Below are 13,144 nucleotides of genomic sequence, written 5' to 3'. Positions count from 1 at the left end.
CGCACGATGGACGCGACGACAGCGACCACCACGGCCGTCGCTGTCATCCGCGACTGGCGCGGATGGCCGACCGTCCTCTCCGCGCTCTGGCGCCGGTCGCTGCGGTTCCGCACGCTCACCATCACCCTGATCGCGACGTCGCTGGCGATCTTCATCACCTGCGTCACGATGGCCCTCGTCATCCAGAACGATCTCTTCGTGTCGCGCAAGAACGTCGCCCTCCAGGACGCGCGCCGCGCCGTCGACCAGGCGCAGGACATCCTCGACGTCGCCGAGGTGAGCGACGACCCGGCTGCTCTCGCCGATCTGTGGAGCAGCATCCAGGCGAACCTGGCGCGAACCTCGAGCACCGATCAGCTCGCCGGCTTCCGCATCGACACGGAGTCGGACGGCGTGCGCCTGAACGGCTTCACCGCGGGGCTGAGCAGGAACCGGCTCAGCCCGGAGATCGAGGCGCGTGTCGAGGAGTTCGCCGATCGTCAGGCCTGGCAGTCGGTGGCCCTTCCCGTCGCGGATGGCGGCGAGGTGCCGGGGATCGTGGTCGGACAGCAGCTGAACGTGCCCGAGGCGGGACCGTTCGCGATCTACTTCGCCTACGACCTCGCCGATGCGGATCAGACCCTCGTGTTCGTGCAGCGGACGCTGTGGATCGCCGGGATCGGTCTCGTCGCGATCGTCGCGGCGATCTCCTGGATCGTGCTCCGCGCGGTGGCGACGCCGATCGTGCAGGCCGCCGAGACGAGCGCGCGCCTCGCGGCGGGCGATCTCGGCGTGCGTCTGGAGGTGCACGGCGAGGACGAGCTGGCCACCCTCGGGCGGTCCTTCAACGCCATGGCCGACAGCATCGAGGCCCAGATCAAGGAGCTCGGCGAGCTGTCGATGGTGCAGCAGCGCTTCGTGTCCGACGTGTCGCACGAGCTGCGCACGCCTCTGACGACGATCCGCCTCGCCGCGGACATGCTCAACGATCAGCGCGAGGAGTTCGATCCGACGACCGCCCGTACGACCGAGCTGCTGCACACCCAGGTGCAGCGGTTCGACACGCTGCTCGCCGATCTCCTCGAGATCAGCCGCTACGACGCGGGGTCCGTGCAGCTCGAGCTGGAGGCGACGAGCCTCGCCCACCTCGCCGAGGACATCATCGAGCAGATGCGTCCGCTCGCCGAGGGGCGCGGTTCCGAGCTGAGACTCGTCGGCCCCGGCGGCTACTCGCCGGTGGACATGGATCCTCGTCGGGTCCGCCGTGTGCTGCGCAATCTCATCGGGAACGCGATCGAGCACGGTGAAGGACGACCGATCGTGGTGACGGTCGACAGCAACCAGCACGCGGTGGCCGCCGGTGTGCGGGACTTCGGTCTGGGCATGGAGCCCGCCGACGCCGAACGCGTCTTCGACCGCTTCTGGCGCGCCGATCCCTCGCGCCAGCGCACCCTCGGGGGCACGGGGCTGGGGCTCTCGATCGCGCTCGGCGACGCGACTCTGCACGGCGGCACCCTCGCGGTGTGGTCGGAGCTCGGCGTCGGGACCAACTTCGTCCTCACGATCCCGCGGCACGGCGCGGTCCTGGACGGGCCGAGCCCGATCCCGATCGAGCCGCAGGAGCCGCTCGCCGAGCTCGGCGACGCGACCCAGCCCATCTCCTGGGCGGAGCTCCCCGGACTGCTGAAGGAGCCGGACGACGATGACTGATCGGAGAGGCACGCGGGTGCTGCGCGGCATCGCGCTGATCGTCGCGGCGCTGCTGCTGCCCGCGTGCGCCGGGCTGCCGACGAGTGGCGACGTCACGGTCGGCCTCGTGCTCGGCGAGTCGCCGCAGGACGTCGACTTCCTCCCGGTGGCGTCGGGACCGATCGCGGGCGCCGGTCCGGAGGAGATCGTCGAGGGCTTCCTCGAGGCGGGGATCACCACGTCCGAGAATTGGGCGACGGCGCGCGAGTTCCTCGCACCTGCGCTGCAGCGCGCCTGGCGTCCGGCCGCGGGAGTGTCGATCGACGTCGGCACGGAGACCCGCGTGCTCACCTCCTCCGTCCCGGCGGATGCCGTCGAGGACGCGGAGAGCGCCGAGGTGCAGGTGCGCCTCGACCTCGTCGCGAGCGTCGACGAATCCGGTGCGTATGCGGAGGCCCTCGGGCCGTCACCCGTGAAGTTCAGCCTCGAGCGGACGGACGACGGGGAGTGGCGCATCACGCAGGCGCCCGACGGCATCGTCATCGACCAGCCCCGGTTCTCGAACGTCTTCGAGGGGTACCCGCTGCAGTACTTCGACGGAGAGTGGTCTCGGCTCGTGCCGGATGTGCGGTGGTTCCCGCGTCGGCAGAGTCCCGCGACCACCGTCACCCAGGCGCTGATCGACGGATCGCCCAGCGCCTGGCTCGACCCCGCCGTCCAGACCGCGTTCCCGGCCGACGTGCAGCTGGCGCAGGACGCCGTGCTGATCACCGACCAGGTGGCCGAGGTCGCGCTCACGCGCCCGGCGATCGGACTCGACCAGCTCACCCTGTCCCGCATGCGCACACAGCTGCAGGCCACGCTCAAAGCCGCGGGCGTGTCCGTCTCGCAGGTGCGCTTCTCCGTGGACGGACGCACGCTCGACGCCGGCGTCGTCGAGCTGGTGGACGCGCCGCCGGACGTCGGGACGCTCGTCCTGCAGAACGGGGCGTTCGGGAGGATCGTCGGGGACGAGGTCACCGCGATCCCCGGGATCACCCAGGGCATCGTCGCGATCGATCAGCCCATCGTGTCGATCGACGTCGCGACCGACGACTCTCAGGCGGCGGTGCAGCTGGCCGACAATCACGTCTACCTCGTCAGCGAGGGGAGCGTCGACGAGCTCGACGCGCGGCAGGGCCTGATCGAGCCGTCGATGGACCCCTACGGCTACACCTGGACGGTTCCTGCAGGCGCTCCGACCGCCGTGCACGCCCGGGGGAGCGACGTCGTGGAACACCCGGTGGCGAACGCCTGGCCGACGGCCTCGGCGATCTCCGATCTTCGGGTCTCTGCGGACGGGGCGAGGGTGGCCGCCGTGGTCACGGTCGGGCAGCAGCGCTGGGTCGTGGTCGCCGCGGTGGTGCGCGATCCGGCGGGAATCCCCGTCGAGCTCGGCGACGTGAAGCAGGTGACGCAGCTCTCGGCTCCGGCGATCGGGCTGGCGTGGCTCGGGTCGGAGCGACTGGGGATCCTCATCGATCCGCAGAGCCCGCAGGTGCTCACCCAGATGGTGGGCGGGCCGGGGACCGCTGAGGCAGCACCGGAGGATGCCGTGTCGATCGCCGGCGCGCGGACGGTCGGCGGGCTCCGGGTCGTCGGCGTCGGCGGACAGCTCTTCGCCCACGCGGGCTCGGCGTGGCGGGAGATCGCCGCGGGGATCTCGGTCCTCGCGACCCGGGCGGGCGAGTGAATCGCCCCTCCTGCACGGCGGGCTGATCCGTACGGTTCTCCCCGGCTGCGGCGTGCGTGCGTTCGTCGAGCTGTCCTGATCCGAGAGGATCGGCGGATGCTGCCCGCTTCCGCTCTTCGCACCCTCGGCGTCGAGATCGCCGCGTTCCTGCTCGCCGCCTCGTGCGCGGGGTGCGACGAGCCGGGTCGGCTGCTCTGCCCGTCCTGTCATGACCGGCTGGCGCCGACGCCGCAACGGGGGATGACGCCGGGCGGACTGCCCGTGCACGCCGCCCTCCGATACGAGGGGGTCGCAGCGCGTTGCATCCGCCGCCTCAAGGGCGAAGGGGAGACCCAGCTCGCCCGTCCTCTCGGGTCGGCGCTCGCCATCGTCCTGGCGCCCGTCCTGTCGTCCTCGACGTGGATCGTGCCGGTGCCCACCGCGAGGAGTGCTTTCCGCCGGCGCGGCTACCGTGTGCCCGACATGCTCATCCGCCGTGCCGGGCACATGCCGCAGCGCGTGCTCTCCCTCGTGGCGAGACCCGCCGATCAGCGCGGTCTCGGGGTGCGCGAGCGGACACTGAACGTCCGCGGTGCGATGCGTGCGCGACGGGTCGGCCGCGGAGCCGAGGCGATTCTGGTGGACGACGTCGTGACGACCGGGGCGACGCTCGACGAGGCGGCTCGCGCACTCCGCGCGGCAGGGTTCAGGGTGAACGCGGCGGTCGCGCTCGCCGCCACGCCGCGGCGCGCCGGATTCGAAGGAGACTCATCGGGAACTCATCGACGACACGACGAAAGTCACCAGTGACATCGACTCGCAGGCGGACTACGGTTGGGGACCACAAGGCGACAACGGTCCGCCCTTGGCCGGGAGGACCGGGACAAGGAGACAGCAATGGAAACGAGCATCGTCGGCGTCGGAGTGGGAATCACCGATCGCTTCCGAACCGTTGTCGAGGAGAAGATCGCCAGGGTCGAGACGCTCGCGGGTCGAGCGCAACGGCTGGACGTGAAGGTCACGCACCGCGTCTTCCGCAACGGCCACGTCCCCGAGGAGACGGTCGAGCTCACGCTCGTCGGAAAGGGTCCGGTCGTCCGAGCTGAGGCGACGGACGGTGACAAGTTCGTCGCACTCGATCTCGCGATCGACAAGATGTCCGAGCAGCTGCGTCGTGCCAAGGAGAAGCGCGTCGACGGACGCCAGCACCCGCGCGGTGCCCACTTCGAGAAGGGCACCGGTGAGCTCGAGGGGATCGATGTGCAGCCGGCATCCGCCGACATCCTGCACGCTGTCGCCACCGGCACCATCCCGGTGCAGAACGATGACGAGGAGAGCTACTCGCCGGTCGTCATCCGCACGAAGAGCTTCGACGCGGAGTGGATGACGGTCGAAGAGGCCGTCGACCGCATGGAGCTGGTCGGCCACGACTTCTTCCTCTTCGTCGACGTCCGCACGGATCACCCGAGCGTCGTCTACCGCCGCAAGGGCTGGGACTACGGTGTGATCGCGCTGAGCACGCAGGCGCCGCCGTCGGAGGCACTGGCTTCCTGAGCTGAGACCAGAGAACGGCCCGTCCCTGAGGGGACGGGCCGTTCTGACGTTGGGTCGTGAGAGGTCAGTCGAACATGCCGTCGAGGAGGCTGCCGATCACGAGCCCGCCGAGGATGCCCGAGGCGATGTCGCCTCCACCGCCTCCGCGCGGCCGTCCGCCCCAGCCGCCGCCTCCGTAGCCGCCGCCACCACCCCAGCCCTGGTCGTCGGGACGGGAGGAGTCGATGTCGCGCTGCGCGAGCTGCAGGGCCTCGGATGCCAGGTGCGCGACACGGCGGGCCTGGACGAGCGCCTCTTCTCTCGTGTCCTCGGCCGGGAGCAGATCGGACAGGTCGACTCGCAGCCGTTCCGCCTCCGCGAGGCGTGTCCGCGCGTCGGCACCGATCCACCCGCGGTGGCCGGAGATGAGTCCGCGTGCCACGCCCAGCTGCCGGTCGGCGTCGTCGATCGCGTGCTGCACCTGAGGGATGCTCGGAAGGGGGTTCTCGGCGCGGTGGCGGGCCTTCGCGATCGCGTCGTCGAGCGCGGAGTTCGCGGTGCGGAGCTGCGACAGCTCCGCGAAGGGGTCGTTGGGGGTGCCGGACGGTGTCAGTGCGCTCAGCGCGGCCTGGAGAGCGGAGACCGCTTCGGCGACCGCGGGAGCCTGCGGGGCGGTGCGGGCGGCGATCAGATCGCCGCGGGAGTCTGCCACGACCTCGGCGAGGGTGGACTCGGCGCGCAGCGCCTCGATCTCGAAGTCCTCGACGGCGTCGAGCAGCGCGGACGCGCGGCGGGTGGCCTCGGTCGCCGTCTCGAGAGCGAGGTTGGCCTCTTCGTTCTGCTTGGCCGCGCGGCGGCGCTCGGAGATGTCGGCGCTGTGCGTCGCGAAGGCGATCAGCTGCTCGGCCTCGGCGGCGCTGGCCGTGATCTGGTGCATGGCCGACTCGGCGTAGCGGGCCGACAGCCGCGAGACGGATTCGTTCGTCTGCGGGATGCGCGCGCTCAGCGCCGCGGCATCCGCTCGCACCTGTGCGATCACCTCTGGCGCCCTGCGCACCTTGGCGACGGATGCGGCGAGCACCGACGTCTTCTCGTCGAGCAGGTCCTGCGCCCAGTCGCACAGCTGGAGGATGCGTGCGTTGCGGGTGCGCAGCTCCTCGGCCGTGTCGGGGATCTCGTCGTGGTTCAGCTGGTGCAGCTGGAACGCCTCGCGCAGATGCGTGCGCACGGCGGCGAGGGCCTTGCGCAGGTCGGCGGTCAGCGACGCTCCGAGCTCGGCTTCGGCGAAGTCGAGCTCGTCGGAGGTGGTGCGGATCCTCTCGTCGGCGCCGACCAGGGCCTGCTCCGCGCGACGCGCCAGATCGGCGTCCTGTGCGGCGAGTTCTTCCTGTTCGCGTTTGCGTCTGCCCCAAAATCCAGCCATGGATCGATCCTAGTTTCCCCTGCGGTCGCGGTGGCTGAGCATCCGCTCCGGGCGAACGGGGTTCGCTGACGGCGTCAGACGATCGCAGGAGTGCGGGTCGCGGGTCGGCCGCGCTTGGGTCGTTCGGTGGCCAGCTCCAGAGCCATCGCATGCTGCGGATGCTGTGCGAGCAGTTCTCCGGCGTGATCGAGCCAGCGCAGCTCGGCCTCGGCGGCGAAGATCATCGAGTCCCGCACGAGGGACCAGGCCAGATCCTCGGGGCCGTCGGTTGCGATCTCGGGGCGGGGTGTGTGCCGGAGGGCGTGCAGCTGCCGCAGCGAGGCCTCGCGCTGTGCCTGGAGGGCGGCGGCCACGTCGACTCCCGGCAGGGTCGCGGCGACCGCGAGCTTGATCGCCAGCTCGTCGCGGGTCGCCGGCGTCCGGACCACGGGGGAGGAGAGCCACTGCGCGACCTCAGCCGATCCGGCATCCGTGATCTGCCAGTAGACGTGGCCGTGCTCGTCGGTGTCGCCGCGCTGCACGAGTCCGTCGCGCTCGAGCCGTTCGAGCGTGTTGTAGATCTGGCCCACGTTGAGGGGCCACGTCGAACCGGTGCGACGGTCGAACTCGTGTCGCAACTGATAGCCGTAGCACGGACCCTGATCGAGGATGGCGAGCAGGCTCTGACGGACCGACATGGTGATCTCCCGACCGCGTGTTGTCGAACGCGATACCGAGTATATGGATACCGGGCAACCATCCTGACCGACGCGCAGACCGCGCGTGCAGGCGACGTGCAGGTCACAGCCCGGTAACATGGCAAAGTATGCCTGGCGACCGCCTTCCGGTGGCCGGCGATTTACCCACTGACAGGGAGATGACATCCGTGGCCAATCCTCTTGAGAAGCTGCTGCGTGCTGGTGAGGGGCGGGTCATCCGTCGCCTGAACCAGGTGGTCAAGGCAGTGGGGGCGCTGGAAGAGGACATCTCCAAGCTCACCGACGACGAGCTGCGGAACGAGACGACCGAGCTCCGCGTCCGCTTCGAGAAGGGCGAGACGCTCGATCAGCTGATGCCCGAGGCGTTCGCCGCTGTGCGCGAGGCGGCCAAGCGCACGCTCGGCATGCGCGCCTACGACGTGCAGATCATGGGTGGAGCCGCCCTGCACCTCGGCAACATCGCCGAGATGAAGACCGGTGAGGGCAAGACCCTCGTCGCGACGTTCCCGGCCTACCTCAACGCGATCGCCGGCAAGGGCGTCCACATCATCACGGTGAACGACTTCCTCGCGAGCTACCAGGCGGAGCTGATGGGCCGTGTGTTCCGTGCCCTCGGCATGACCACCGGCATCATCGTCTCCGGGCAGACCCCGGCCGTCCGCCGCGAGCAGTACGCCGCGGACATCACCTACGGCACGAACAACGAGTTCGGCTTCGACTACCTGCGCGACAACATGGCGTGGCGCAAGGAGGACCTCGTCCAGCGCGAGCACTTCTTCGCGATCGTCGACGAGGTGGACTCGATCCTCATCGACGAGGCCCGCACCCCGCTGATCATCTCCGGTCCCTCGTCGGGCGAGGCCAACCGCTGGTTCGCCGAGTTCGCCAAGATCGCGCGCACGCTCGAGGCCGGTGAGGACTACGAGGTCGACGAGAAGAAGCGCACGGTCGGCGTGCTCGAGCCGGGCATCGAGAAGGTCGAGGACTATCTCGGCATCGAGAACCTGTACGAGTCCGCGAACACCCCGCTGATCTCGTTCCTCAACAACTCGATCAAGGCGCTCGCCCTCTTCAAGAAGGACACCGACTACGTCGTCATGAACGACGAGGTCATGATCGTCGACGAGCACACCGGCCGCATCCTGGTCGGTCGTCGCTACAACGAGGGCATCCACCAGGCGATCGAGGCCAAGGAGGGCGTTCCGGTCAAGGCCGAGAACCAGACCCTCGCCACCGTGACGCTGCAGAACTACTTCCGTCTCTACGACAAGCTCGCCGGCATGACGGGAACGGCCGAGACCGAGGCCGCCGAGTTCATGTCGACCTACAAGCTCGGCGTCATCCCGATCCCGACCAACCGGCCGATGATCCGCAAGGACCAGTCCGACCTCGTCTACAAGAACGAGACGGCGAAGTTCACCCAGGTCGTGGAGGACATCGCGGAGCGCCACAACAGCGGTCAGCCGGTGCTGGTCGGCACGGTGAGCGTCGAGAAGAGCGAGTACCTCTCGCGCCTCCTCGCCAAGAAGGGCATCAAGCACGAGGTGCTCAACGCGAAGAACCACGCGCGCGAGGCCGAGATCGTGGCCCGCGCCGGTCGCCTCGGCGCCGTGACCGTCGCCACCAACATGGCCGGTCGTGGAACCGACATCATGCTCGGCGGCAACGCCGAGTTCCTCGCTGTGCAGGAGCTCAAGGGCAAGGGGCTCGACCCGGTCGAGACGCCCGAGGAGTACGAGGTCGCCTGGGACGAGACCTACCAGGCGATGAAGGATGTCGTCGCGGAGGAGTCCGAGAAGGTCATCGAGGCCGGCGGACTCTACGTGCTCGGAACCGAGCGTCACGAGTCCCGTCGCATCGACAACCAGCTCCGCGGGCGCTCCGGACGTCAGGGCGACCCCGGTGAGAGCCGCTTCTACCTGAGCCTCACCGACGACCTGATGCGCCTGTTCCAGTCGGGGGCGGCCGAGGCGATCCTGTCGCGTACGAACTTCCCGGACGACGTGCCGATCGAGTCGGGTCTCGTCTCGCGGGCGATCCGCAGCGCGCAGTCCCAGGTCGAGTCCCGCAACGCCGAGATGCGCAAGAACGTCCTCAAGTACGACGACGTCCTGAACCGCCAGCGCGAGGCGATCTACGCCGACCGCCGCCACATCCTGCAGGGCGACGACATCGCCGGCCGCGTGCAGCACTTCATCGAGGACGCCATCGGCGGAGTCGTGGGAGACCACACCGGCGAGGGGCACAACGAGAGCTGGGACTTCGACGCCCTGTGGACCGAGCTGAAGACGCTCTACCCGGTCGGCGTCACGATCGACGAGGTCGTGTCGGAGGCGGCAGGCCGCAAGGGCGGCATCACCGCGGACGGACTCACCCGCGAGCTGCTCTCCGACGCGAAGATCGCCTACGAGAAGCGCGAGGAGTCGCTCGGTGAGGCCGCGACCCGCGAGCTCGAGCGTCGCGTCGTGCTGCAGGTGCTGGACCGCCGCTGGCGCGACCACCTGTACGAGATGGACTACCTCAAGGACGGCATCGGCCTTCGTGCGATGGCGCAGCGCGACCCGCTGATCGAGTATCAGCGCGAGGGTTACGCGATGTTCCAGTCGATGATGGGGCAGATCAAGGAGGAGTCCGTCGGCTACCTCTACAACCTCGAGGTCGAGGTCCGTCGTGCGGACTCGCAGACCGCAGAGGTCGAGGCCAAGGGCCTCGCGACCGACGGCGGCGAGCAGCGTCTGGAGTACTCGGCCGCGAACGACGCCGGCGAGGTCGAGGTCCGCAACGACCGCGGCCAGGTGCAGCAGGCCGCCACCGAGCGTCTCCGCCAGGCGGCGGCAGCACGCGCCCAGGCTCCGCAGGAGGAGCCGGAGGAGGCACCGCGCGGTGCCTTCGGCCAGCGGACGGATGCCGCCGCTCCGGCAGCGGGCAACCGCGAGCAGCGTCGTGCGCAGGAGAAGAAGAAGAAGAAGTAGCGCGGTCCGCCGTAGCGACGAAGAGAGGGCCATTCCGTGTGGATTGGCCCTCTCTTCGTCGCTGTAGGCTTGGTCGATGACCCCAACGCGCAACTTCGACCAGTCGTCGAAGCTCAAGAACGTCCTGTACGAGATCCGCGGAAACGCGCTCGTCGAGGCGGCGCGGCTGGAGGCCGAGGGGCACAAGATCCTCAAGCTGAACACCGGCAATCCGGCGATCTTCGGCTTCGACGCTCCGCACCAGATCGTGCACGACATGCTTGCGGCTCTTCCCACGGCGCACGGCTACAGCGACAGCAAGGGCATCATCTCGGCCCGCCGCGCCGTCGTCAGCCGCTACGAGCAGATCGAGGGCTTCCCGCGATTCGATCCGGACGACGTCTACCTCGGCAACGGCGTGTCCGAGCTGATCGCGATGACGATGCAGGCGCTGCTCGACGAGGGTGACGAGGTGCTCATCCCCGCGCCCGACTACCCGCTGTGGACGGCCATGACGAGCCTCGCCGGCGGCACGCCCGTGCACTACCTGTGCGACGAGGACGACGGCTGGCAGCCCGACCTCGAGGACATCCGCTCGAAGATCACGCCGCGCACCAAGGCGATGGTCATCATCAATCCCAACAACCCCACGGGTGTCGTCTACTCCCGAGAGATCCTCGAGGGGCTCGTGCAGATCGCGCGGGAGCACCAGCTGCTGCTGCTCTCCGACGAGATCTACGACCGTATCCTGTTCGACGGCGCCGTGCACATCCCGACGGCGACGCTCGCCCCCGATCTGCTCTGCCTGACGTTCAACGGACTCTCCAAGACCTACCGCGTCGCCGGCTACCGCTCGGGCTGGATGGTGATCACGGGGCCGCAGGATCACGCCAAGGGCTTCCTCGAGGGGATCACGCTGCTGGCGTCGACCCGGCTGTGCCCGAACGTCCCTGCGCAGCACGCCGTGCAGGCGGCTCTCTCCGGAGTGCAGTCGATCGATGCGCTGATCGCGCCGACCGGGCGCCTGCATGAGCAGCGCGACATCGCCTGGGAGGGCTTGGAAGCCATCCCTGGTGTCTCGTGCGTCAAGCCGGAGGGGGCGCTCTACGCCTTCCCGCGACTCGACCCGAACGTCCACGAGATCCGCGACGACGCGAAGCTCGTCTACGATCTGCTCGTCTCGGAGCACATCCTGCTGGTGCAGGGCACGGGATTCAACTGGCCGACGCCGGATCACCTGCGCCTGGTCACTCTGCCCGAGCCGCGAGTGCTGAGCGAAGCCGTCGAGCGACTGGGGAACTTCCTCGCGAGCTACCGGCAGTAGCCGGTCCCCGGCCTTCTCCCGCGAGAGAGACTGCGAGCCGGCGCACCGCGGCGACGAGCGCGGATCGTGGTGTGACGTCGCAGAGGGGCCTTGCGTGCAGGAGGGCGGCGTCGGCGGCGCGTCGATCGAAAGGCAGGAACTCCAGATCGGTGATGCCGGCGAACCGCTCGAGGGTGCGTCGCACCTGACCGCGTGCGTCGAGGCCCAGAGGCCCCGGGCGGATCTGGTTCACGACGACGGTCACGGGCGTCGGTGACACCAGGCGTCGGAGCTCGGCATGGTCGCGCAGGAATCGGCTGATCCCGACCGGGTCGGCCGACGCGACCGCGACGATGAGGTCGGCCTCCTGCAGCGCCGTCGACGTGGCGGCGTGGCGACGCGGGCCTGCCAGATCGCTGGTCACCTCGTCGTCGGCGTCGAAGGACGCCGCGACGTCGACGACCGTCTCGTCGACCCACTCGCGGCAGGCGCGCAGGGCGGCGCCGAGACGCGCCGCTGAGAGCTCCGGCCAGCGACTCGGACGGTTGAGTCCCGGCAGGACCTCGAGCTCGCCGGCGCTGGTGGAGATCGTGGTCGCCAGACGCGTCAGCTCCGTCGCATCGAGACCGCCGAGCTCGGCGCGCCGACACGCAGCCGCGATTCCGGGAGACTCGTCGCTGAGCCCGAGCAGCAGGGCGAGGGAGGGCGCCGTCGAGTCCGCGTCGACGAGCGCGGTGGTGCGACCGGCACGGGAGAGTTCGACCGCGAGCTGGATCGCGACGGTCGATCGCCCCGGTGCGCCCTGCGGGCCCCACACGGCGATGACGCGACGCGGAGCAGCGTCGGGGACACGGGCCGGGCGAGGCGTCTCCGCCGCCAGAGCTGCGGCGACCTCCCATCCGGCGGCGTCCGCCGGAAGCGCCGCGGCGAGTCCGAGTCGGCCGAGGAGGCGGGTCTCCGTGCCTCCGAGCGCGAGGATGCGCACGCCGGCGCGATCGCAGGCGGCGATCAGGCTCGCGGTCAGCACCGCACGTGTGGCGGGGACCACGATGGCTTCGACGCCGGGCAGCAGATCGATCGCCGCGGTCGGGGGCACGATCGCGGCGACGCGGATCTCCTCTGCATCGAGCTCTGCGGCGAGTGCGGCGGCCCGCGGCTCAGGGATGGCGAGGATCACCGACGTCATCGTACGGACCGGATCGGGACGACCGAGAGCGAGGAGCCTCCCGTGACGGCGGCGAGGACATCCGCGACATCGGAGCGGGCGATCACGATCTCGACCCGGGTGCCCGCGTCGGCGAGCATGGTGTCGTCCTCGAACACCTCGCGGACGCTCGCCTCGGCGACGAGGATGCGCGGAGCATCGAACGAGCGCCCGTCCTCGAGTCGAGGCGCCTGCCATACCTCGACCACCGCTCCGCTCTCCACGTCGTCGGGGATGCCCGTGCTGCTCTCGATCACGATGGTGGTGCTGCGACTCTCGGCGGCATCGGCCGTCGCCGAGATGGGCACGATCTCGCCTCTCTCCAGCGTTCGGGATGCCACCTGCCCCGGCTGGAGGTCCTGGGGACCGAGGTACTCGTCCGCGAGTGCGCCGAGCCCGATCTCGACGACCTGGAAGTCACCCGACGTCAGGACTTCGCCCTCGGTGATGGTGCGGCCGGCCTGAAGCACGGGCGCCGCGTCGTCGGCGGCGGAGACGATGAGCCAGACGCCCGTGATGGAGACGACGACCAGGGCGATGCCGACGAGGAAGCGCACGTCGCCCCAGAATGCGCGCCGAGGACGGGAGAGGACAGCCATGGCGACATCGTCACAGAAATCCGGCCGACGCCCGTCGAGTTATCCACAGGGCCG

The 13,144-nt window shown here is 69.7% G+C and carries 10 protein-coding genes; 6 read left to right on the top strand and 4 right to left on the bottom strand.

Annotated elements, in window-relative coordinates:
* Positions 1 to 6: 6 nt before the first annotated feature.
* The 4 genes from mtrB to raiA all read left to right on the top strand — a co-directional run bounded on the left by mtrB (position 7) and on the right by raiA (position 4,933).
* Positions 7 to 1,689: an MtrAB system histidine kinase MtrB gene (gene mtrB, locus MRBLWH11_RS17505; RefSeq protein WP_116635348.1), complete on the top strand. Its 1,683-nt coding sequence runs from the start codon at positions 7 to 9 to the stop codon at positions 1,687 to 1,689.
* Positions 1,682 to 3,400, top strand: a complete 1,719-nt coding sequence (locus MRBLWH11_RS17500; protein WP_341945748.1) for an LpqB family beta-propeller domain-containing protein — start codon at positions 1,682 to 1,684, stop codon at positions 3,398 to 3,400. The genes mtrB and MRBLWH11_RS17500 overlap by 8 nt, the downstream gene beginning before the upstream one ends.
* Positions 3,401 to 3,496: 96 nt before the next feature.
* Entirely contained in the window at positions 3,497 to 4,189 is a 693-nt protein-coding gene (locus MRBLWH11_RS17495; protein WP_341945747.1) for a phosphoribosyltransferase family protein, read from the top strand.
* A gap of 87 nt (positions 4,190 to 4,276) precedes the next feature.
* Entirely contained in the window at positions 4,277 to 4,933 is a 657-nt protein-coding gene (gene raiA, locus MRBLWH11_RS17490; RefSeq protein ID WP_116635345.1) for a ribosome-associated translation inhibitor RaiA, read from the top strand.
* Positions 4,934 to 4,997: 64 nt separating this feature from the next.
* Here the strand turns inward: raiA and MRBLWH11_RS17485 are convergent, their stop codons facing one another.
* Together MRBLWH11_RS17485 and MRBLWH11_RS17480 are read right to left on the bottom strand one after the other, a co-directional pair.
* Positions 4,998 to 6,335, bottom strand: coding sequence for a hypothetical protein (locus MRBLWH11_RS17485; protein ID WP_116635344.1), 1,338 nt, complete (start codon positions 6,333 to 6,335; stop codon positions 4,998 to 5,000).
* Positions 6,336 to 6,409: 74 nt separating this feature from the next.
* Entirely contained in the window at positions 6,410 to 7,012 is a 603-nt protein-coding gene (locus tag MRBLWH11_RS17480; protein WP_341945746.1) for a PadR family transcriptional regulator, read from the bottom strand.
* Positions 7,013 to 7,200: 188 nt separating this feature from the next.
* On the opposite strand from MRBLWH11_RS17480, the gene secA reads away from it, so the two are divergent.
* Positions 7,201 to 10,005 carry a preprotein translocase subunit SecA gene (secA, locus tag MRBLWH11_RS17475; RefSeq protein WP_341945745.1) on the top strand — a complete coding sequence of 935 codons (2,805 nt, stop codon included), beginning with the start codon at positions 7,201 to 7,203 and terminating at the stop codon, positions 10,003 to 10,005.
* Positions 10,006 to 10,081: 76 nt separating this feature from the next.
* Positions 10,082 to 11,308, top strand: coding sequence for a pyridoxal phosphate-dependent aminotransferase (locus MRBLWH11_RS17470; RefSeq protein WP_341945744.1), 1,227 nt, complete (start codon positions 10,082 to 10,084; stop codon positions 11,306 to 11,308).
* On the opposite strand, the gene MRBLWH11_RS17465 is transcribed toward MRBLWH11_RS17470, so the two are convergent.
* The gene (locus MRBLWH11_RS17465) at positions 11,232 to 12,464 is read right to left on the bottom strand and encodes a P-loop NTPase (protein ID WP_165808053.1); all 1,233 of its coding nucleotides are present in this window, start codon (positions 12,462 to 12,464) and stop codon (positions 11,232 to 11,234) included. The two genes, MRBLWH11_RS17470 and MRBLWH11_RS17465, sit on opposite strands and share 77 nt — an antisense overlap.
* 5 nt (positions 12,465 to 12,469) lie before the next feature.
* On the bottom strand, positions 12,470 to 13,090 hold the full coding sequence (locus tag MRBLWH11_RS17460; RefSeq protein ID WP_341945743.1) for an SAF domain-containing protein: 621 nt from the start codon (positions 13,088 to 13,090) through the stop codon (positions 12,470 to 12,472).
* Positions 13,091 to 13,144 lie beyond the last annotated feature (54 nt).

It is taken from the genome of Microbacterium sp. LWH11-1.2 (genome assembly GCF_038397745.1).
Taxonomy (GTDB): Bacteria; Actinomycetota; Actinomycetes; order Actinomycetales; family Microbacteriaceae; genus Microbacterium.
This window is presented reverse-complemented; position numbering and strand designations above follow the sequence as displayed.